Annotated in this window: 21 protein-coding genes and 2 other annotated features; of the genes, 15 read left to right on the top strand and 6 right to left on the bottom strand. The window is 43.2% G+C overall.

What is annotated here, in order from left to right:
* The first annotated feature begins 184 nt into the window (after positions 1–184).
* The 5 genes from nox to IGI76_RS14235 all read left to right on the top strand — a co-directional run bounded on the left by nox (position 185) and on the right by IGI76_RS14235 (position 4,808).
* Positions 185–1,519, top strand: a complete 1,335-nt coding sequence (gene nox, locus IGI76_RS14255; RefSeq protein WP_061053308.1) for a H2O-forming NADH oxidase — start codon at positions 185–187, stop codon at positions 1,517–1,519.
* A 99-nt stretch (positions 1,520–1,618) separates the two neighbouring features.
* Positions 1,619–1,742 (top strand) — a sequence feature (ribosomal protein L20 leader region).
* 47 nt (positions 1,743–1,789) lie between these two features.
* A complete protein-coding gene (gene infC / locus IGI76_RS14250) occupies positions 1,790–2,311 on the top strand; it encodes a translation initiation factor IF-3 (RefSeq protein ID WP_005228103.1) in 522 nt (173 codons plus the stop codon).
* Positions 2,312–2,371: 60 nt separating this feature from the next.
* Positions 2,372–2,572, top strand: a complete 201-nt coding sequence (rpmI, locus tag IGI76_RS14245) for a 50S ribosomal protein L35 (RefSeq protein WP_003128650.1) — start codon at positions 2,372–2,374, stop codon at positions 2,570–2,572.
* A gap of 63 nt (positions 2,573–2,635) precedes the next feature.
* On the top strand, positions 2,636–2,995 hold the full coding sequence (gene rplT / locus IGI76_RS14240) for a 50S ribosomal protein L20 (protein WP_003128653.1): 360 nt from the start codon (positions 2,636–2,638) through the stop codon (positions 2,993–2,995).
* A gap of 193 nt (positions 2,996–3,188) precedes the next feature.
* Positions 3,189–4,808 (top strand): ABC transporter ATP-binding protein, encoded by a 1,620-nt coding sequence (locus tag IGI76_RS14235; RefSeq protein ID WP_060791500.1) that lies wholly within the window; start codon positions 3,189–3,191, stop codon positions 4,806–4,808.
* Between the two features lie 24 nt (positions 4,809–4,832).
* On the opposite strand, the gene IGI76_RS14230 is transcribed toward IGI76_RS14235, so the two are convergent.
* Positions 4,833–5,408 (bottom strand): helix-turn-helix transcriptional regulator, encoded by a 576-nt coding sequence (locus IGI76_RS14230; protein ID WP_201691627.1) that lies wholly within the window; start codon positions 5,406–5,408, stop codon positions 4,833–4,835.
* Between the two features lie 550 nt (positions 5,409–5,958).
* On the opposite strand from IGI76_RS14230, the gene IGI76_RS14225 reads away from it, so the two are divergent.
* From IGI76_RS14225 to IGI76_RS14200, 6 genes are all read left to right on the top strand, one after another.
* Positions 5,959–6,558, top strand: coding sequence for an MptD family putative ECF transporter S component (locus IGI76_RS14225; protein ID WP_142425041.1), 600 nt, complete (start codon positions 5,959–5,961; stop codon positions 6,556–6,558).
* Positions 6,555–7,256, top strand: a complete 702-nt coding sequence (locus IGI76_RS14220; RefSeq protein ID WP_438781647.1) for an energy-coupling factor transporter transmembrane component T — start codon at positions 6,555–6,557, stop codon at positions 7,254–7,256. Before IGI76_RS14225 ends, IGI76_RS14220 begins: the two co-directional genes overlap by 4 nt.
* The gene (locus IGI76_RS14215; protein ID WP_201691630.1) at positions 7,253–8,689 is read left to right on the top strand and encodes an ABC transporter ATP-binding protein; all 1,437 of its coding nucleotides are present in this window, start codon (positions 7,253–7,255) and stop codon (positions 8,687–8,689) included. Before IGI76_RS14220 ends, IGI76_RS14215 begins: the two co-directional genes overlap by 4 nt.
* Before the next feature lie 141 nt (positions 8,690–8,830).
* The gene (locus IGI76_RS14210; RefSeq protein WP_008379528.1) at positions 8,831–9,538 is read left to right on the top strand and encodes a response regulator transcription factor; all 708 of its coding nucleotides are present in this window, start codon (positions 8,831–8,833) and stop codon (positions 9,536–9,538) included.
* Positions 9,528–10,886 carry a sensor histidine kinase gene (locus IGI76_RS14205; protein WP_201691631.1) on the top strand — a complete coding sequence of 453 codons (1,359 nt, stop codon included), beginning with the start codon at positions 9,528–9,530 and terminating at the stop codon, positions 10,884–10,886. Before IGI76_RS14210 ends, IGI76_RS14205 begins: the two co-directional genes overlap by 11 nt.
* A gap of 107 nt (positions 10,887–10,993) precedes the next feature.
* On the top strand, positions 10,994–11,632 hold the full coding sequence (locus IGI76_RS14200; protein ID WP_333718754.1) for a PepSY domain-containing protein: 639 nt from the start codon (positions 10,994–10,996) through the stop codon (positions 11,630–11,632).
* A gap of 68 nt (positions 11,633–11,700) precedes the next feature.
* On the opposite strand, the gene IGI76_RS14195 is transcribed toward IGI76_RS14200, so the two are convergent.
* Positions 11,701–11,871 carry a hypothetical protein gene (locus tag IGI76_RS14195; protein ID WP_201688362.1) on the bottom strand — a complete coding sequence of 57 codons (171 nt, stop codon included), beginning with the start codon at positions 11,869–11,871 and terminating at the stop codon, positions 11,701–11,703.
* A gap of 90 nt (positions 11,872–11,961) precedes the next feature.
* Positions 11,962–12,396: an acyl-CoA thioesterase gene (locus tag IGI76_RS14190; protein WP_008379539.1), complete on the bottom strand. Its 435-nt coding sequence runs from the start codon at positions 12,394–12,396 to the stop codon at positions 11,962–11,964.
* 189 nt (positions 12,397–12,585) lie between these two features.
* Positions 12,586–12,793: a binding site (T-box leader), on the top strand.
* Between the two features lie 449 nt (positions 12,794–13,242).
* Here IGI76_RS14190 and hisS point away from each other — a divergent pair.
* From hisS to IGI76_RS14170, 4 genes are all read left to right on the top strand, one after another.
* Positions 13,243–14,541: a histidine--tRNA ligase gene (gene hisS, locus IGI76_RS14185; RefSeq protein ID WP_060791494.1), complete on the top strand. Its 1,299-nt coding sequence runs from the start codon at positions 13,243–13,245 to the stop codon at positions 14,539–14,541.
* A gap of 11 nt (positions 14,542–14,552) precedes the next feature.
* Complete coding sequence (aspS, locus tag IGI76_RS14180) at positions 14,553–16,328, top strand: aspartate--tRNA ligase (protein WP_010750005.1); 1,776 nt, start codon at positions 14,553–14,555, stop codon at positions 16,326–16,328.
* 155 nt (positions 16,329–16,483) lie between these two features.
* The gene (locus IGI76_RS14175) at positions 16,484–17,359 is read left to right on the top strand and encodes a YitT family protein (RefSeq protein WP_010750004.1); all 876 of its coding nucleotides are present in this window, start codon (positions 16,484–16,486) and stop codon (positions 17,357–17,359) included.
* Between the two features lie 198 nt (positions 17,360–17,557).
* On the top strand, positions 17,558–19,426 hold the full coding sequence (locus tag IGI76_RS14170) for an acyltransferase family protein (RefSeq protein ID WP_194193441.1): 1,869 nt from the start codon (positions 17,558–17,560) through the stop codon (positions 19,424–19,426).
* A gap of 78 nt (positions 19,427–19,504) precedes the next feature.
* On the opposite strand, the gene dhaL is transcribed toward IGI76_RS14170, so the two are convergent.
* From dhaL to dhaM, 3 genes are read right to left on the bottom strand one after another with little or no spacing between them, the layout of a single operon-like run.
* Positions 19,505–20,110 carry a dihydroxyacetone kinase subunit DhaL gene (gene dhaL, locus IGI76_RS14165; RefSeq protein ID WP_005233893.1) on the bottom strand — a complete coding sequence of 202 codons (606 nt, stop codon included), beginning with the start codon at positions 20,108–20,110 and terminating at the stop codon, positions 19,505–19,507.
* Between the two features lie 14 nt (positions 20,111–20,124).
* Positions 20,125–21,108 carry a dihydroxyacetone kinase subunit DhaK gene (gene dhaK / locus IGI76_RS14160; protein ID WP_008379550.1) on the bottom strand — a complete coding sequence of 328 codons (984 nt, stop codon included), beginning with the start codon at positions 21,106–21,108 and terminating at the stop codon, positions 20,125–20,127.
* The gene (gene dhaM / locus IGI76_RS14155) at positions 21,105–21,509 is read right to left on the bottom strand and encodes a dihydroxyacetone kinase phosphoryl donor subunit DhaM (RefSeq protein ID WP_005228160.1); all 405 of its coding nucleotides are present in this window, start codon (positions 21,507–21,509) and stop codon (positions 21,105–21,107) included. Before dhaM ends, dhaK begins: the two co-directional genes overlap by 4 nt.
* Between the last annotated feature and the right edge of the window lie 197 nt (positions 21,510–21,706).

Raw genomic sequence — 21,706 nt, 5'->3', positions numbered from 1 at the left:
ATAATTTTTCACAATCTTTTTGCTTGCAAGACGAAAATAATTTTGATATAGAAACTTAACCAGCTGAAAGTGACGTATATCAACGAAAAACTGTCATAAATTTTTAAAATCGCGAAAAAGTTGATAGTTTTCAAATTCACAAGCGAGCTATAATGACAATGTAAACAAAAGGAGGAAATTTTCCATGACAAAAACAGTTATTATCGGTGCAAACCACGCGGGGATTGCTGCTGCCAATACACTATTAGATAACTACAAAGACCAAGAGGTCGTAATGATCGACCGTAATACAAACTTAAGCTACCTAGGTTGTGGGACTGCTTTATGGGTTGGACGTCAAATCGATTCATACGAAGGCTTGTTCTATACAAAACGTGAAGATTTTGAAGCAAAAGGTGCAAAAATCCATATGGAAACAGTTGTAGACCATATCGATTTTGAGAAAAAAGAAGTGCACGCTGTAACCAATGACGGTGAAACGATCGTTGAATCTTATGATAAAGTTGTCATCGCAACTGGTTCGGTACCGATTTCACCAAAAGTACCTGGACGTGACTTGAAAAACATCCATTTCTTGAAAAAATTCCAAGACGGACAAACGGTTGATAAAGAGTTAGCATCAGAAGACGTGAAAAACGTTGCCGTTATCGGTGCTGGTTACATCGGTGTTGAAATTGCTGAAGCAGCAAAACGCCGTGGTAAAAATGTGTTGCTTTTTGATGCAGCGACACGGGCATTGCCAAACTACTATGACAAATGGTTTACAGAAGATATGGACAAAAACTTAGCTGACAATGGCATTGAATTGCATTTCGGTGAATTAGCACGTGAATACAAAGGAACAGAGAAAGTAGAAGCAGTTGTAACAGACAACGGCGAATACCCAGTTGATCTAGTGATCAACGCGATCGGTTTCTTACCAAATAACGAGTTAGGCAAAGATCATTTGGAATTGTTTGCTAACGGCGCGTACTTAGTGGATCGCCATCAACGGACAAGCGATGCAGATGTTTACGCAGTCGGTGACTGTGCAACGGTGTACTCAAATGCTTTGCAACAAACAACGTATATCGCATTAGCAACGAATGCCGTACGTTCAGGGATCGTCGCTGCCCATAATATCGGCGGAACGTCTCTAGAATCAACAGGTGTTCAAGGATCAAACGGGATTTCGATCTTCGGCTACAACATGGTTTCAACTGGCTTGTCAGTCGAAGCTGCCGAACGTAATGGCATGAAAGTGAAATACTCTGATTACGAAGATACCCAAAAACCAGGCTTCATGAAAGAAAATGCGACGGTTAAAATCCGCATCGTCTATGAAGAAGAATCACGCCGCATCGTTGGTGCACAAATGGCATCACGAACATCTGAAATCGCAATGGGCATCCACATGTTCTCACTAGCGATCGAAGAAGGCGTAACGATCGACAAGATGAAGCTATTAGATATCTTCTTCTTGCCTCACTTCAACCAACCATACAACTACATCACGATGGCTGCATTGAAAGCAGAATAAGAAACACGAAAGTCGGAGCGTATGCTCCGGCTTTTTTTTGAAACAATCATGAAAACTGTTGACAATAAGAGAAAAAAGCAGTATACTATAAAAGTTGAGAAATAAAAGCAGAAGCACCCGCTTCTCGCCTGAGTGAAGATATCGCTGGGCAGAATAGGATTCCTACCATTTATTTGTGTGGAGTACGTGCGGGTTCGTGAAGAACTCGTTTTTTTATTGTCTGATTTCGAATCGACAAGCTTTTCTTTCTCTCAAAAAACTCGGAGGTGAATGACCATAGCAAAGGATATGATGGTAAACGACGGCATTCGTGCACGTGAATTGCGTTTGATTGATCAAAACGGCGAACAACTTGGTGTAAAAAGTAAAGCTGAAGCATTGCAAATTGCAGAACGAGCAAACCTTGATGTGGTATTGGTGGCACCAAATGCTAAGCCGCCAGTAGCAAGAATTATGGATTACGGGAAATTCCGCTTTGAGCAACAGAAAAAAGACCGTGAAGCTCGTAAGAAACAAAAAGTAATCAACATTAAAGAGGTTCGTTTAAGTCCAACGATCGACGTCAATGATTTCAACACAAAATTGCGTAATGCACGTAAATTCCTTGAAAAAGGGGACAAAGTGAAAGCTTCGATCCGTTTCAAAGGCCGTGCCATTACCCATAAAGAAATTGGTCAGAAAGTGTTAGATCGTTTGGCGGAAGAAACTGCTGATTTGGCAACTGTTGAGCAAAAGCCAAAAATGGATGGCCGCAGTATGTTCTTAGTATTAGCACCAAAAAACGATAAATAATGACTCACTGAGTTTCAGTTTAAAGTCAGATAACGAAAGATTTTGAGGAGGAAATTAGTTATGCCAAAACAAAAAACACACCGCGGATTAGCAAAACGCGTAAAACGCACTGGCGGCGGCGGATTGAAACGCTTCCGTGCCTTTACCAGTCACCGTTTCCACGGCAAAACAAAAAAACAACGTCGTCAATTGCGTAAAGCTTCAATGGTTTCAGCTGGCGATTACAAACGTATCCGTCAACAACTAGCACGCATGAAATAATTGCGTAACCCAAGCTTCACGTATACAAACAATTATCGATTTTCATATTAGGAGGAATTATACATGGCACGTGTTAAAGGTGGAACAGTAACTCGTAAACGTCGTAAAAAAGTGCTTAAATTAGCAAAAGGTTACTACGGTTCTAAACACACTCTATTTAAAACAGCAAAAGAACAAGTAATGAATTCATACAACTACGCATACCGCGATCGTCGTCAAAAGAAACGCGACTTCCGCAAATTGTGGATCGCTCGTATCAACGCAGCGGCTCGTATGAATGGCTTAAGCTACTCAAAATTGATGCACGGCTTGAAATTAGCTGAAATCGACATCAACCGCAAAATGTTAGCTGACTTGGCTGTAAACGATGCAACAGCATTTACTGCATTAGCTGACCAAGCAAAAGACGCTTTAAACAAATAATCCATCGTTGGCAACAACGTTAGCCCCGCTCTTGAGCGGGGTTTTTTGTTTTTTCTCGATGACCGAAGAATGGTTTCTCACTATCTTTCATATGTTTCTTTCCATTAAGCGAAAAATAGATTATACTTTTGAAAACGTTTGTTTTATTTATCTTACGATTTTTCCACGAACACTGCAGCAAAAGGAGCATACGATGGCAATTGATTTATGGCGGCATTTTAAAAAAGGATTGACGGTATATGTTGGGATTGGAATTGCGGTCTCATTTTTGAGTGCCGCGAATGTTTTTTATTTTCAAAAACTACTCGATTCATTTGGCAAGACACTTGATTGGCCAGTTGTTTTTATCTATGGGTTAACGCTAGTACTGGTACCGCTTTTGTCCTATCTCGAGCAGAAACCAAAAACAACATTGTACAACAGCATGTATTTCTATCTCAAAGAACAAGCTTTAGTAAAAATCAGCAAGATTGCCTATTCCGAGTACTTGCAGATCGGCTCTGGAGCACTCTTACAGAAAACCGAAGCGGGAGCAGCGGCTGGCAGAAATATCCATTTGAATTTTTATGGACGCTTGTTTAAAGAATTGCTTCCCGAAACACTGTTTAACTTAGCTTTTATTGCTATGATCGATAAAAGATTGATTCCAGCGATCCTTGTGGGCTATCTAGTGGTGTTTATCGTGACCAATCTGCTTTTGAAAGTTTTACGCTCTCTCAAAGAACGTGCGCTAGTTTCAGAAGAAACCATGAATAGCACCTTTATTCGCGGACTAACGGAAATGGTTACGTTTCGAATCAATAAACGGTTTGAAAAAGAGATCGCACAATATAAAAACATGGCTGCTGACACAACAGAACGTTTGACGAAAATGACGATGATCCATGAGTTTTTCTTTGGTTTTTTTGCAGTCTTAGTCGCATTGATCAAAGTCGCAATTGTGGTATTGGCATTTACAAATCAGATTACGGTCAGCTTGGGCGGTTTAGCAGCATTGATTATTTATGTGGATCGAATCTACACGCCTGTTGCAATATTTAACGTGATTTTTGTTCAATACAACTTAGATAAAGTTGCCTTTGCACGGTTAAACGAATTTTTCTATCTGTCAGAGGACAAAGCATTAACACAAGGCGATGCATTGTCTGAGACCATCAACTGCATCACAGTTAAGGATCTATCCGTCACACTTCAAGAAAAGCAAATCTTAACCAATAGCACACTGGAGCTGAAGCGGGGAGCAATTTATGGGTTAGTAGGAGAAAGCGGCGCGGGAAAATCAACGCTGGTCAAAACGATTTTAGGCTTGTATCAGCCGACGACCGGTGCGATCCTGATCAATCACAAAAATTTAGCTGCTTATAACTTAAATGATTTCTATGAGCATATCTTTTATCTATCGCAAGATGCCCCAATCTTCCAAGGAACGCTGAAAGAGAATATTATTTTTGATAAGGAAATCGCAGACGAGGAAATCATAGCGGTATTAGAAAAATGTCAATTAGGCGCATTCTATCAGGTACTCAAGGGAGGACTATCTGCTGAAATTGGAGAAAAAGGAGCCAACCTTTCTGGTGGGGAAAAACAGCGAATCGCTTTTGCCCGATTGTTTTTCTCAGACGCAGAAGTCATTGTTCTTGATGAAGCCACATCTGCTTTAGACGTAACAACAGAAGAAAAGCTTTTTGCAGCGATCAAAGACCAATTGAAAAATAAACTAGTCATTATGATCACCCATCGCCCGAAAAATTTGATTTATGTAGATGAGATCATTGAATTGAAAAAAACACAGGTTGTAGCGGCTTCATCATAAAAGCAGCTTCAACCTGTGTTTTGATCAGCGCATCAGTAAATGCGGCAGTGTACTAAGCCATGCGATGATGCCGACGATCAAGGTAAAGACCACGACGATGAATGCTGTTGAAAGGAAATCTTTTTTGACGTCGCGCTTTTTTCTAATGGCATCGAGGTCTTGATTTTCCATGAAGGCAACGATCTCTTTATACGTTTTGATATTTTGGGTTTTCTTGATTTTTTCGATCTTTAATGCGGCATACATGGAGACGAGCCAAAAACATAGAGGCGGGACAATCCACCAGTATCCGGGTAAATAAAGAGCAGGCCCAACAGAGAGTGCGGTCAATAGTATAAAAAGCAGCATCATTTTTGTGTAACGATCCATTTCTGTTTTCTCAATCGTTTCTTTCATTTGTTCAACATCCCCTTTGACTAATTCATCTAAAGAAACATCAAATAGAACACTGAGCAATAATAAATTGTGAACATCAGGATAGCTTTTTTCATTCTCCCAATTGGAGATCGTTTGTCGGGAGACATAGAGTTTTTCTGCCAGCCCTTCCTGAGAGAGACTTAATCGTTCCCGATGTTTTTTTATTTGTTTGCTTAAGTTCATTTTATCCGCTCCTTCTACCATTAGTTTAGGCCAATGTCTGCATTCTAACGATCAAATGTCTTTGACAATGCCTTGAAATCAAGTGTCAAAATGTTTTTACAGTTGGGTTTATGCTGTTTACACAGCAGTACAGCGTTGATTTTCTTCAACGAATAAGCGACAGTCAGCTTTCTTATTGTTTTTTTATAGAAGCACCTGCTGGTTTCTTAATAAAGAAAATGATGAAGAGTCTGTGCTGATTTTTAATGTTTGTCTTTATCTATTATTCATTAATTTCGCAAAGATGGGAAGAGGAGAAAACAACTAAGCGTGTGAAAGCATCATTTTTCCATTAGTGGATTTTTAAAGGTCCCTGTGTGTTGAAATGGAGCCATTCAGAAGTGACGTCTGTTTGTTGGTTCTGTTCTAGAAGAAAATCGACTGTTGATAAGCATATCACCCCATAAAAACGTCTGCTTTGTGCTATACTGAGGCTTTGTAAAAATAAGTTTGTACAAGCAAGCAGCAACGGTTTTTTCATTGATTGCTTGCAAGAAGGAGCGTATACGCAGTGAAAAAACTAAAGGTTCAAGATTTAATTGCAGTGGGGATCTATACAGCGATCTATTTTCTTTTAATGAGCGTCTGTCTATTGATTTTGCGTTTTGTGATCCCAGGTTTTCATAATTTATTTATTCCAGCAGTCACCGCTTTGTTTTCTGGCATTATCTATCTGATTTTATTGAATAAAGTACCGAAATTTGGCGCAATCACCATTATGGGTACCGTGGTAGGGCTCTTTTTTTTGATTTCAGGACATTTTCCATTGGCCTTTTTGCCCAATATGCTTTGTGCCTTAGCAGCTGATTTGATCCAATACAAAACAAAGCTCAAAGAGAACGTTCGCGTACTGGCGAGTTATATCGTCTTTAGTTTTGGCTTGATGGGTCCGATCTTACCCCTATGGTTTATGAAAAATGCCTACATCGATTCATTAGTGGCTCGCGGAAAAGATGAAACCTACATTGCCGGCGTGTTTGCTCATACCTCCAATTTGATGTTAGGGCTTTGTGCACTGGCGGTTTTGATTGGTGCGGTGGCTGGTTTAGGTATCGGCAGTCGCTTGATGGAAAAACATTTTCAACCAACGATCCAATCGCATAAAGGGTGAGGAATGTGTCGAAAACAAGGTTTGATCCCCGCAGCAAATTAGCGGTGATTCTCTTTGCTAGTTTTACTATGATGGTGACCATCAGCTGGATCGATGAGTTTGCCCTTGTCACTTTCTTACTGCTGCTATTTATAGTCAGCGGCTTTTGGAAAAAAGGCTTGCTGCTCTATGGCGTGTTTGTCTTGCTGACACTGGCAGATAGTTTTTTGTTTCGCCAAGGCAACCACATACTAATCGTGTTGCTGGATTTCTTTTCCGTCGGTTATCGCCGCTTATTGCCAACGATCATGGCGGCGGCTTTTGCCATTAGCGGAACGAAAAACAGTGAATGGATGGCTGCGCTGCAAAAAATGCACATGCCCAACGTATTATTAGTCCCGCTGGCAGTCTTATTTCGTTTTTTTCCCACATTGGTACAAGATTTCAAAAGTATTCGCCAAGCGATGCGCTTTCGCGGCATCTCGCTGTCGGCAGGATCGATCTTGCTTCATCCACTGCAAAGTGCGGAGTATTTTTTGATCCCATTACTGATGTCGGCTGAAAAGACCGCAACCGAACTGTCGGCTACGGCCCTCGTTCGCGGGCTAGCATCAGAAACTCCCCATACCACCGTCCACGAACTGAAGCTGCGCTGGTGGGATGGCTTGGTCTTTTTAGCATTAGGCGGCTTTATCGTGAAAAGGATGTGGCTTGGATGATCACACTAGAACAAGTGTCAGTGAAACGAGAAAATCGAACCGTATTATCTGAGCTTTCTTTGACAGTCGCAGCTGGGGAAGTTATCGTTTTGTGCGGCGCTAGCGGCAGCGGAAAATCGACCTTGCTCAATGTTTTGAATGGCTTGATCCCTGAGCTGTATCCCGCCGAAGTGCAAGGAAAGATCCGTGTCGGAGAAACAGACTTGCCAGTTGCCGATTTCTCCCATTATGCCCAGACGATTGGCGTCGTCTTTCAAAACCCCAAGACTCAATTTTTCACCACGGATGTCTATTCGGAGTTAGCTTTTTCGATGGAAAATGCGGGCGTCGCACCAGAAAACATTCGGCAGCGAATCACCGAAGTAGCACAGCAGTTTTCCCTGACCCCGTTGCTTGATGCTAGTGTCTTTGATCTATCTGGTGGGGAGAAGCAGCTGATTGCTCTCGCTGCAGCCACGATGCTGCCCCATGATGTGTTCTTATTGGATGAGCCTTCCAGTAATTTGGATCAAGAAGCGATCCAAAAGTTGACTCAAGGATTGGCTTCTTTAAAACAACAAGGGAAAACCATTGTGATCGCCGAACACCGCTTGGCGTATTTGGCGCCACTGGCAGATCGCTTCTGTCTATTAGAAGCAGGACGATTGCGGGCGTCTTATCCAGCAGCTCAGCTTTTGTCACTGCCCGAGGAGGCAATTCACGAGTTGGGATTGCGAAAAGTAGGCGAGGCGGCATTGGAAAATCAGCACTGCCGAGAATCTTTGCCAGAAAAGTCTGGATTAAGGGCAACGCATCTGCAGATCAAGCAATCGAAACGCTCAGCAAACAGCAGAAATTGGGCGCTTAACTTGCCTGAACTACAATTGCCGACGAAGCAAGCTGTGGGGATCGTTGGACCAAATGGTGCTGGCAAAAGTACGTTGGTGCAAGTCCTGTCAGGATTGAAAAAATGCCCAGAAGCAGTATTTGCCATCAATGGACAAAAGCGGACCCAAAAGCAGCTGCTGCAGGAAAGCTTTCTTGTGATGCAGGATGTTAACTTGCAGCTGTTTTTTGAAACGGTGGAAAAAGAGCTGCTGATCAAAGCCCAAAACCCAGCTCGTTTTGAAGAAATTGTCTCATTGTTGCACTTAAAACCACTCCTTGCCCGACATCCGCAAAGCTTGTCGGGTGGGGAAAAACAACGAGTTGCGATTGGCAGTGCCTTGCTTTCTGGCAAACGTTTGTTGTTTTTCGATGAACCAACGAGTGGATTAGATTTGCAGCAAATGGAAGAAGTCGCAAAACTGTTGCGAACAGTTGCTAAAGAAGTTGATTTATTAGCGGTGATCAGTCATGATCGCGAGTTTTTGGCTGAAACATGTCCTTACGTGCTTCAACTCCAACAAGGGGAACTCGTTGGCACGTATCAGCTAGCAAAAAATATGGAATAAATGAAAGACGGAGTGGACCTTGGTTCATGCCGTCTTTTTTGTTCGAACATGAAAAAATCTTCATGATTTTTTTCTTTCAATCAGTTAGGAAGTTTCGAAAAAATCCGTTATGATAGAAGCAAAACAGGAGGAGGAGCGCATATGGCCTTGAAGATCTTGCTAGTAGAAGACGAAGAAAGTTTAGCCAGTTTTATTCAGACCGAATTGACTTTTGAGGGATATGACACGGTCTGGGCCAAAGATGGGCAAGAGGCATTGACCTTGTTCAATCAGCAAGCAAATGCTTTTGATCTGATTTTATTGGATTGGATGCTGCCAATCTATGACGGCATCACAGTGGCGCGGCGGATACGTAAAGAAAGCGACATCCCGATTTTGATGATGACCGCCAGAAATCAAACCGCCGATGTGGTGACGGGGCTTGATGTCGGATTAGATGATTATTTAACGAAACCTTTTGAAATCGAAGAACTGTTTGCCAGAATTCGGGTGATCGAGCGGCGGTTGCAACGAGAAGCCAAACAACAAAAGAACCAGCAAAACCAATTAGTGGCGGGGGAGCTGATGATGGACATCGCCAAGCACTTAGTTCAGGTTGCCGGTGAAACCATTGAGTTGACGCCCAAAGAGTTTGGCATTTTATATGAATTGATGAAAGAACCTGAGGTCGTCAAAACGAGAGATGACCTATTGAATGAGATTTGGGGCTATGAATACGACGGCCAAACGAATGTTGTAGATGTCTATATCCGCACACTGCGGAACAAGCTGGATGTTTGCGGCAAAGGCAAAATGATCGCAACCGTTCGTGGATTAGGCTATGTCTTGAGGACCGATCATGAAGAATAAATCAGCCAACCAACGTAGAAAAACAGCCCAATTTCAATTGACGAGCCGCTTTTCCTTGATACTCTTTGGTCTGCTGATTCTCTTCAATCTGCTGTTTATTTTATTATCGGTAGGTTATTTGTTTGAACATATCGAAAATCGTGCCAGCAACATCCTTGAAGCCATCGAAAAAGGTGAGGCATCAGGGGATGCCTGGGACTTTCTCGTCAATGCCTATGTCTCGGCAGATGAAGAAGACGCCCTGCAAGTGATCTTAGCCGATGGCAGTGTCGTTTCATCAGAAGATGCGGAAGAGATTTTTGCCGATATCAATCAAGGGCGAGTGATTCCTTTTCTCGAAGACATCGTTTTTACAGAGGAGGGCATCTATTACACGAAAACCCAAGAAGTCGATGGGGATCAGGTGACGATCGCTATCAATGGGGAGGATAGTGTGGAATTAGCCTATGGCCTCTTTATGATCAGCAGTTTCTTGAATCTGATCGCTGTTGTCGTGGGCAGTCTGCTGATTTATTGGAGTGTCGGGAAATGGAGTCAGAAGCTTACTGGTATGGCGCAAGAAATTACTGCCATTGAACAAAGTCGAACAGGAGAACTGACGGTTTCTGAAGAGCCCATCGAGATTCGTTCGGTGGCATTGGCCTTTAATAAATTATTGAAAGAACAGCGAGAGACGATCGAACGGGAAAAACGGTTCGTTGCCGATGCTTCCCATGAGCTGCGAACACCTTTAGCTGCGATTCGCGGACATGTCCAATTGATCCAGCGGCGTGGAACCAAACATCCCGAAGTCATTCCTTCCTCAATGGCGTTTATCGACAAAGAGTCGAAGCGTTTGGAAACATTGAGCAATCAATTGTTGGACCTAGAAAAAAATCAATCCCAAGATGAAATGACCCTTGTTGATGTTTCCCAGATCGTCCGAGAAGAGTGTGAAAAACAAGCGACGATCGTTCCGCAATCGATTGAATATTTTGTGGAGAACCAATGTATGAAACGTGGGCATAAACGTGACTTCCAGCAAATCATCCAAAACCTGTTAGAAAATGCCGCGAAGTATTCGCCTGTTGATCAGCCGATTCATGTGACCTTGACACAAGAGCAAAGGCAGTTGTCTTTAACCGTCGCCGATTTTGGCATTGGGATTCCCGATGATAAGAAAGCCTTGATTTTTGAACGGTTCTATCGGGTAGAAGATTCTCGTTCTAGCCAGATTGCCGGTTCAGGCATTGGGCTTTCACTGGTAAAACAGCTGGCAGACAAATATCATGCCAAAATCACCGTGACAGACAATCAACCGCAAGGCAGTATCTTTAAGCTGGCCTTTCCAAATGAAAGAGAAAGATGAAGATTTTTTTAGATTTTCTTCAAGCAATTTTGATTCTTTTTCTTTGGGAACTTGTTATTCTAAATATATAGAAAAAAGGAATACACAAACAATTGGAGGAATGAAACATGAAAAAAACAACTATTTTATTCGGAATTGCCGCTTTAGGATTATTGGCAGGATGTACACAAAACAACACTGGAAATTCAGAACCTGCGCAAAACAGCAGCTCAAGCACAGCAGTTGCCTCATCAAGTGAAACAACGTCGTCACAAGCAACAGACAGCTCTTCAAGCAGTGCAGCGATCGCCAATGGCGGCTTACCTACGGTGACCGTAGAAGAAGCGATCCAAATATTCCAAGACAAATACCCAGATGCAGCGATCACTTCGATTGATTTGGATACTTCTTTTGGCAATTACTTCTACCAAGTAGATGGCGTGGATGACACGAATGAGTTTGAATTAAAGATCGATGCAGAAACCAAAGAAACTTCTGAAGAAAGAACGGGAAAATTGGATGCCGATGAACAAAACGGTGTCAAAAAAGATGCCGATCAATTGGACCTAACCAACTTGCTTTCATTGGAAGAAATTTCTGATATCGCCGTGAAAGAAGCTGGCGGTGGTCAAGCAACAGATTGGTCATTAGACAAAGAAATGAATGTAACCTATTGGGAAGTAAAAGTAGAAGATGGCAACAAACAAACAGATGTGAAAATCAATGCCCAAACAGGTGAAGTACTAGAAACCGAATTGGATGACTAATCCTGTTTCGCAGTAAAAAAGATAAGCCGCTATCGTCTATGCGCAAAAGACGATAACGGCTTATTTTTTTACGTATGCTGTTTGACTTCAGTTAACGGTTTGACGCGACCACCAATTTTATCTGCAAATGCTTCGGACTGCTTCCGATCTTCAAAGACCCATAACTTGTCTGGAACTTTTTCACGAGTGCGACGACCATCTTTGCCAATGTAACCATGCAAAACTTTAATCACGTACATCGCCATCATCCTTCCCTGAAATTACTTTTGATTATACGAAAGCCGTTTCAAAAAGCAAGGATTTTGACTTAAATGAGTGATCAGAATTGATTATTCCCCTGACAGGGCAGCATAATCAGCAAATCGTTGATGGATTTCAGGAAAACTACGCTTCAGCTGCACGATGCGATTGGTCTCTTTTGCTAAAAAACAATGCTTTGAAGTCCCCGTCGTTGCCAACTGACCATCACTAGTTTTGTAGATCTCATAGCGAAAATCCAAACGCGTGCCCGTATATTTGTCGACCAAAACATCGATTCGCACCTCATCTTCGTAACGAATCATCGTTTTGTATTGCGCACTGACTTCCAGCACGGGAACGATCAAGCCCGCTTCTTCGATGGTATGATACGGTAAATCCAAAAACGCGAGTAATTCCACGCGGGCCTCTTCAAACCAGCGGATATAATTGGCGTGATGAATGATCGCCATTTGATCGGTCTCATAGTAGTGTGGTTGACGGATATAGCCTGAATATAAAGACATAAAAACAGCTCCTTTCATAGAAACAAAACCTTCGTTATTCAGCATAACGCAAAAAGGAAGAAAAGCAAACAGAAGGAGAGCTTCTTTGTGTTGAACACTTGAGAAAATGCTACTAGAGAGCAGCGGAGTGAAAAAGACAGTGAAACACCTTGACTTTTTCATAGCTTTCTTGTAGTTTATAGATAATATCAAAAATCAGTGAAGGATCGAGTACTTTATTCTATTCCTTAAAAGAGAAAACTGCCCCGGCTGAAAGCAGTTTAGGACGTGTAAAGGAAAGACAATCTGGAGATGAACAGAAGAAAAGCTGTTCCGTGACCGAGCGTTAATCGAGCGAAGGAGAAGAACATTTCTCGAATTTAGGTGGTACCGCGTGTAATCAAAACTCGTCCTTGTATAAAAAAACAAGGGCGAGTTTTTTGCTGTGAATCACTGCGACTGGTCCGCAAAGCGGAACAGAGCAGATGATGAACAGTACTAGGCGACCATAGGGAGCGTAGTAACCAAACTAGGAATCACTATGATTGGCTTGCGGAGCAAGCCAGAATAGATGATGAACAGTACTAGGCGAGTGCAGGGAGCGTAGTAACCGAACTAGGAATCACTATGATTGACGCAGGAAGTGAGACATGAAAGCTGTACTTGGCATTTTTTGCTTCGTTCAATTGCAGTCGAAGCCAACGAAATGATGACCAGCAATCAACGGCAAATAGCGCAATAACCCAAAAGTCAAACACGAGAACAACCCACCCACATCAATGAGCAACAAACAATAGGTGAATAAGCAAACAAGCAATGAAAGCAAAGAACATGGGCAACCATGAAACAAATAGGAGGATGCATACGATGAGTTACCAACGTCCAAAAGGAACCAACGATATTTTGCCAGGAGAATCCGAAAAATGGCAATTTGTGGAAGAAACAGCACGTTTAGTGTTTCGCGATTACCAATTCAACGAAATTCGGACACCGATTTTTGAGCACTTTGAAGTGATCGCCCGCAGTGTCGGGGACACAACGGATATCGTTTCAAAAGAAATGTATGATTTCTACGATAAAGGAGAGCGTCATGTGACGTTGCGTCCAGAAGGCACTGCACCGATTGCTCGTTCTTATGTCGAAAACAAACTATTCGGACCAGAACATACGAAGCCGTATAAAGTGTTTTACATGGGCCCTATGTTCCGCTATGAACGTCCGCAAAAAGGCCGTTTGCGTCAATTCCACCAAATCGGTGTCGAAGTTTTCGGTTCAGCAAATCCAGCGACCGATGTTGAGACAATGGCGATGGCAATGGATTTTTATCGTCAATTAGGACTGAGTCAATTGCGCTTGGTCATCAATTCATTAGGCGATAAAGAAACACGCCAAAACTATCGGCAAGCGTTGATCGATTATCTAGCGCCCCATGAAGCGGAGCTTAGTGAGGATTCAAAACGCCGCTTGCATGAAAATCCTTTGCGGGTCCTTGACAGTAAAGATAAGCGTGACCAAAAATTCGTGGCGGATGCACCATCGATCCTAGACTACTTAACACCAGATGCCAAGGCACATTTTGAAACCGTAACGAGTATGCTGGATGCGTTGGAGATCCCTTATGAGATCGATTCAAATATGGTGCGCGGTTTGGATTATTATACCCACACGATTTTTGAGATCATGAGTGAGGCACCAAAAATGGGGGCGCAAGCCACCATCTGTGCCGGCGGTCGTTACAATCATTTAGTGGAAGAGCTAGGCGGACCAGAAACACCTGGTTTTGGTTTTGCTTTAGGGATCGAACGTTTATTGATCACTATGGAAGCCGAAGAAGTTGTGATTCCTGCTTTGAATGAGTTAGATGCGTATGTGGTTGGTTTGGGACAAGAAACCAATTTAGAAGCGTTGAAAGTCGTGCAAGCGATTCGTAATTTCGGTTTTTCTGCCGATCGTGATTTCATGGATCGTAAAGCCAAAGCCCAGTTTAAATCTGCTGATAAACAAGGAGCACGGTTGGTTCTGACTCTAGGCGAAACAGAATTAGCAGAACAAGTGATCAATATCAAATCCATGGCAAGCCGTGAAGAAAAACAATTTCCGTTAGCGGATCTTTATGCCCGCTTCGATGAGATCTACGATGAAATGACAACCAAAATGTTTGAGTGAGGAGAAAAAGAATGACAAAACGTACAGTATATTGCGGGTTAGTAAATGAGACCCATTTAAACCAGACAGTAACTCTAAAAGGCTGGGTGCAAAAGCGCCGTGACTTAGGGGGCGTGATCTTTATTGACTTGCGCGACCGAGAAGGGATCGTGCAAATCGTCTTCAATCCTGAGGTTTCGAAAGAGGCCTGGGAAATCGCGGACAAATGCCGCAGCGAATATGTATTAGAAGTAACGGGTCAAGTCATCAATCGTGCACCAGAAGCCATCAATCCGAAAATGGTGACAGGTGCCTATGAAGTGATGATCAGCGAAATCACGATTTTAAACACTGCAAAAACACCAGCCTTTTTGATTGAAGATGATCAAACCGTTGGCGACGAGATTCGCATGAAATACCGTTATTTAGACTTGCGACGTCCAAAAATGACGAACAACATCGTGATGCGGGCGAAAACGACGCAAGCGATCCGCAATTTCTTAGACACGAACGACTTCTTAGATATTGAAACACCTTATCTAGGAAAATCAACACCAGAGGGCGCGCGGGATTATTTGGTTCCTTCACGGATCTATCCAGGTCATTTCTATGCGTTGCCGCAATCACCACAAATTTTTAAACAGTTATTGATGGGTGCTGGCTTCGATCGCTACTATCAAATCGTACGTTGCTTCCGTGACGAAGATTTGCGGGGCGACCGTCAACCTGAATTTACCCAAGTCGATATCGAAACCTCTTTCTTGACGGCAGAAGAAATTCAAACCTATACGGAAGAGCTATTGGCAAAAGTGATGCGAGAAGTCAAAGGCATCGAAGTTACCTTGCCATTCCCACGGATGACCTATGATGAGGCAATGGGACGCTACGGCAGTGACAAACCAGATACACGGTTTGACATGGAGCTTATCGACTTATCAGAAGTTGTGAAAGACGTTGATTTTAAAGTCTTCCAAATGGCTCTTGAAAAAGGCGGCGTTGTGAAAGTCTTAAACGCCAAAGGGGCTGCAGACAAATACTCCAGAAAAGACATGGACAATCTAGGTCATTACGCTGGCCAATTTGGTGCCAAAGGATTGGCATGGGTCAAAGTTGAAGAAGATGGATTGAAAGGACCGATCGCTAAATTCTTGACGGAAGCGACCGACGCGATCATTGCAGCAGCCAATGCGGAAGTTGGCGATATTCTGATGTTTGGTGCCGATTCCTTTGAGATCGTTTCAGCAACGTTAGGTGCGATCCGTAATAAATTAGGAAAAGAATTAGGCTTGATCGACGAGAGCAAATTCAACTTTCTATGGGTCACTGATTGGCCGCAATTTGAATACGATGAAGAAGCAGGCCGCTACGTTTCTGCTCACCATCCATTCACATTGCCAAAAGAAAGCGATCTGCCGTTGTTAACGACAGACCCTTCAAAAGTCTATGCGCAAGCCTACGATATCGTGCTAAACGGTTACGAGCTAGGTGGCGGATCATTGCGTATCCATACACGGGAAGTGCAAGAGCAAATGTTTGAAGCGCTAGGCTTCTCACGTCGCGAGATGCAAAATCAATTTGGCTTCTTATTGGATGCTTTGGATTATGGGTTCCCACCACATGGCGGCATCGCCCTTGGGTTAGACCGGTTAGTGATGCTCTTGGCTGGTGAAGAAAACATTCGCGAAGTCATTGCTTTCCCTAAAAATGGGAAAGCAGCTGATCCAATGTCTCAAGCGCCAAGTACCGTTTCGCCAATGCAATTGTTTGACTTGAACATCGATGTAACAACGGTTGAAGAAAACGAATAAGCGTTAAACCATGATGAAATGAGTGATGAAATAGAAATTGGTGAATGAATGAAAAAAGTTCATGAGAATTCACCCATTTCTTTCATTGCTCGTTTCTTTTTTTATGAGCTGAAGTATAATAAAGGCAAATCAAAAAAGTGAGGCTATGAAATGCAATGACTCCTCTGTTTAAATGGCTCCCTCATCCAGAATACGCCAACAAACTTTCGTTTTCGATCGTCTATGCGCTGCTGGCATCGATTGCGGTCAATTTCTTCTATCAACCAGGTAATATTTATTCCAGCGGCATTACGGGTGTCGCTCAGATCATCACCACGATCTCAAGAGAAGGGCTCGGGTTTTATATCCCCTTATCCCTTGCGCTATTATTGTTGAATGTGCCATTATTTTTTCTAGGTTGGTTTAAGATCGGCCACAAGTTTACGATTTTTACTGGAATTACTGTTTTACTCACCTCCTTATTCGTGCAAATTTTACCCGAAGAAACCGTTACGACGGACCCGATGATCTGTGCGATTTTCGGTGGTGCCATCAACGGGGTGGGGATCGGCTATGCTTTGAAGAATGGTCTTTCTTCAGGAGGGCTGGATTTTGTCAGCATTGCCATCCGCAAACGGACAGGGAAGACGATCGGCTCGATATCGATTTTCTTTAACATTGTTATTTTGTTCGCCGCAGGGATCTTGTTTGGCTGGCAATATGCGTTGTATAGTGCGATCGCGATTTTTGTCAGTGGAAAAGTGACGGATGCGGTCTTTACGAAGCAAAAGAAAATGCAGGTGACGATCATCACCCGCAACCCAGAAGAAGTCATTCAAACGATCCAAAAACATATGCGGCGAGGGATTACCATCATCAATGAAGCCGAAGGGGCGTACAAGCATGACAAACAAACGGTTTTGCTGACGGTAGTGACACGCTTTGAACTGCCGATGCTGCGCAGTGCCATGAAAGAAGCCGATCCAAAAGCCTTTGTCAGTATTGCAGAAAATGTCCAGATTTTGGGTCGCTTTTATGAAGAAGAACTGTGAAAAAGGAGTTGAAAAAAGTATTTCTTTATAGAAGTACTTTTTTTTCGCCAAAAATTAATTTTTTTGAAATATAGCAGATGTTGCTAGCTTTATATGGGGGATTTCTGGTAAATTATGAGAGTATGGAATCAATAGCGTTCATGCTGAAATTGTTTTTTTATGAAACAATTGTATCAATTAGAGAAAAGTGGTTGAAAAATGAATAAACGTTTAAGCACAAGCCGCTATATTACCGGGTTTGACGGAATTCGAACCTTGGCAGTCATCGGCGTTATTTTATATCATTTACTACCTACTCATATGCGAGGCGGGTATTTAGGAGTTCCAGTATTCTTTGTCGTATCAGGTTATTTAATCACTGACTTGCTGAGGCAAGAGTGGGATCAAAACGGCAAAATCAAAGTCAAAGATTTTTATGTTCGGCGAATGAAACGGCTCTATCCAGGAATGGTGGTGATGCTGCTTATCTCAGCAGCGTATATCACGTTGTTCCAGCGAAATCTGCTGAATAATTTGCGCGGGGTTTTTGTTAGCTCGTTGCTGTATTACAACAACTGGTGGCAGATCAATCATGGGTTATCCTATTTTGATCGGTTCGGTAATGAATCCCCCTTTACCCATCTGTGGTCGCTGGCTGTGGAGGGACAGAACTATCTGATTTGGCCTTTAGTGTTTATTTTGCTGATGAAAATCGGCAAGCAGAGGCATCGCGCCTTTAAATTTACTGCCGCAGTCACGATTTTGTCGGCAATTCTGTTAGCAGTCCTTTACACACCTGGCGCTGATCCGACACGGGTCTATTATGGAACGGATACGCGGCTCTTTTCGATCTGGATGGGGAGTGCCTTAGCATTCATTTGGCCAAGTACCCATTTGAAGAAAGAGATACCGCAAAAAGCCAAACGGGTCTTGAATATCTCTGGCTTTGCTTCCTTGGCTGGTCTGATCGCAGCGTTCTTTTTCTTAGATGATCATTTGACCTTTGTCTATTATGGCGGCATGTTCTTGATCAGTATCCTATGTACGATTCTTGTGGCAGTCACCGCTCATCCCGGAGCCAGCTTGAACCGGGTATTGAGTAATCCGATTTTCAGTTATATCGGCAAGCGTAGTTATGGGATCTATTTGTATCAATTTCCAGTGATGATTTTTTACGAAGCAAAAGTGGGAAATATCGGGGAGAACGTGCTGATGCACACGTTAGTGGAGCTATTCTTGATCTTGTTTATCAGTGAATTGTCCTATCGATTTATCGAAAACCCAATGCGTAAATTCCAGTACAAAGATACATTCAGAACGGTCCGCGGCTGGTTCAGCAAACCGATTTTTAGTTGGAAAAAACCGTGGTTAGTGCCCAGCTTACTGATTACCCTCGTTGCTTTGTTTGGCGTCGTGACTGCACCGACGAATTATGTCGATGCCCAGCAGCAGCAGTTGAAAGACAACATTGCGGCCAATAAAAAAGCGGCAGAGCAATCGCAGAAGAATGCGAATGCTGAAGGTAATGAAGCAGACGATGAGGCGAGCACGAGTGAAGATGAAAAAAATATCATGGAAAAGTATGATCTAACAGCAGCCCAAGTGAAAAAAGCAGAATCTCTTGAAATCACGGCTTTTGGTGATTCTGTGATGCTGGATGCAACGGCTGACTTGAAAGAAGTCTTTACCCAAGCGGTAGTTGATGGGGATGTTGGGCGCCAGCTGTATGCGAGTCCTGAATTGATCAAAGGCTTGAAAGAAAAAAATCTTTTGCGGGATACCGTCCTTGTGGGGCTAGGGACGAATGGTTCCTTTACAGAAGCCCAATTTGACAGCTTTATGAATGAGATCGGTGATCGCAAAGTCTACTGGATCAATGTGCGAGTACCGACACAGCGTTGGCAAAATGAAGTCAATCGGATGTTGGAGCGCATGGCGGAAAAATACGACAATATGACCTTGATCGATTGGTATGATTTGAGTAATGACCAAGAGTCATGGTTCTATGAAGATCGGGTCCATCCAAATCCAGATGGCATGGATCAATACGTGAAGCTAGTTGCCCAAACGATTTTACAAGAGGAATAAACAAGAAAAAGACAAACCTTATGCAATCATAAGGTTTGTCTTTTGTCTTAAACGGTATTTTGTAAGAGCATCGTTTTTTTAATCCTTTTCTATCACCGTTAACAAAGACTCAAATAAAATCGCACTAGAAGCCGATCCGGGATCGATATGACCGATGGCACGTTCACCAACATAAGAGGCACGGCCTTTTTTAGCCACTAGTTCTTTGGTATGCTCTTTCGCTGCTTCGATCGTGTCTTTGGTCAATTCACCTTTTTTCAAGGCTTCTGCGACAGGTTGCCACACATCGACCATCGTTTTGTCTTCAAACTCAGCTTTTCCCCGCATTTTGATGCCGGTCAAGCCTTCTTCAACGATCGTACCTAATTGTTCAAAGGAGTCGATTGTTTCTAGTTCCTTCGTTGCTTTGGTCATATTCATAAACGCCGAACCATAAAGGGGACCCGAAGCGCCGCCGACTTTTGAGATCATTGCCATCGAGAAGACTTTAAAGGTATCACTGATCGTCGTTGGCTGTTGTTTGGCATAAGCTTCTTGATAAGCGGCTACGCCGCGTGCCATATTGTTGCCATGGTCACCGTCGCCGATCGGTGTATCTAAATCGCTTAAATAGGCCTTGTTTGCTTCGATTTCTTTCGTGAAGGTATCTAACCATGCTTGCACCGTTTCTGTTGTCAATTGCATCTCTATTCGCTCCTTTACCAGGCTATTGTTGTGACGGCTTCATTTAACGCATCGGTGTGATCCGTTTCGCTGAAGTCGATCAAGGTCAGTGAAAGTCCCTGCATATCGATGGAAGTCATGAAATTGCCGACTTTATGGAAGGAGACAGGGATGTCTTTTTCTGCGAGTAATTTCGCGACATCATTGGCAAAAACGAATAACTCCATTTGCGGCGTACCACCCATACCGTTGATCAAGACACCGACTTTTTCTGGGGTCTTTTCATAATCCGCCAAGATTTTTTCCACCAACTCTTTTGCTAGTTCACGTGAGGGTTTCAGTTTTTCTCGACGGTAACCAGGTTCGCCGTGGATACCCACGCCATACTCGATCTCATCATCGGCTAAGTCAAAACCTGGTTTCCCAACTTCAGGAACTGTTGCCGCTTTTAATGCGACCCCAATGGTTTTGATCGATGCAACCAAGGCATCGCCCAGTGTTTTTAATTCACTTAAGCTGGCACCATTACGAGCAGCTGCGCCTAAAATCTTGTGGACTAAGACCGTACCGGCAACTCCTCGTTTCCCAGCAGTATAGGTGCTATTTTCAACAGCGATATCATCATCAACGACCACGATCTCCGTTGTGATCTCTTCCATTTCTGCCATATCTTTGGCCATCTCAAAGTTCAAGATATCGCCAGTATAGTTTTTGACGATCAACAAGACGCCTTGTCCTTGATCAGAATCTTGGATAGCCGTCAAAATCTGGTCGGGGGTAGGGGAGGTGAAGACATCGCCTAAAACGGCGGCGCTAAGCATCCCATCACCGACAAAGCCAGCATGGGCCGGCTCATGTCCGCTCCCACCGCCAGAAACAAGACCGACTTGTTCTTTTTGATTATTCTTAGCGATCACCCGTGAGTCTGCGACTTGATGGACCAGTTCAGGATAACTGCCTACGATACCAGCCAACATTTCTTCTACGATCATTGAGGGATCATTAATGATTTTTTTCATGCTTCATGCCATCCTTTCTCGGCTGCTTTTTTTGCTTCTGCAACGATTTGTGCCAAATCATCACTGAAACCAGCGGTGATCGCTGCAGCAAAGGCACCTTCCACCAGCGGCGCGTCGATCAGGTGATAGCGTTCTTGTTGCTGAGGTTCCAGCATGTCGTATGCAAGTTCGGCATTCAAAACGGCACTGCCTAGATCGGCAAAGACTAAGATCAGTTCAGCGTCTGCGGATTCGTTGACGGCATCCACGATTTTCGTGGCGTCAGAACCCAGCTCTCCTTCTGCTGTCCCGCCTAAAGAATAGATCGTGACTGACTCGCCGTCAGCCATTTCTTCGATCATCTGTTTTAATCCTTCGGTGAGTTGCTGACTGTGAGAAACGAGTAAAATACTTTTTTTCATCCAATTTCACCAACACTTTCTGATTAAATTTGGCTGTTTGACAAGGGGGTTGCCTTTTCCAAAGAAACACCGTCCTTGTTGAAACCGCCTACAGGTTCAGTATACCAAATTTCTTTCTTCTTGTATGGTTGCACCTATGGAGAGGACAAAAAAACAGCATCGTCTTTCTGGACAAAGCAAGAAAGAGCGATGCTGCA

The sequence above is a fragment of the Enterococcus sp. DIV2449a genome (genome assembly GCF_051711225.1).
Lineage (GTDB): Bacteria > Bacillota > Bacilli > Lactobacillales > Enterococcaceae > Enterococcus_D > Enterococcus_D casseliflavus.
Note: the sequence above shows the minus strand (reverse complement) of the source record. Positions and strands in the feature narration are given on the sequence as shown.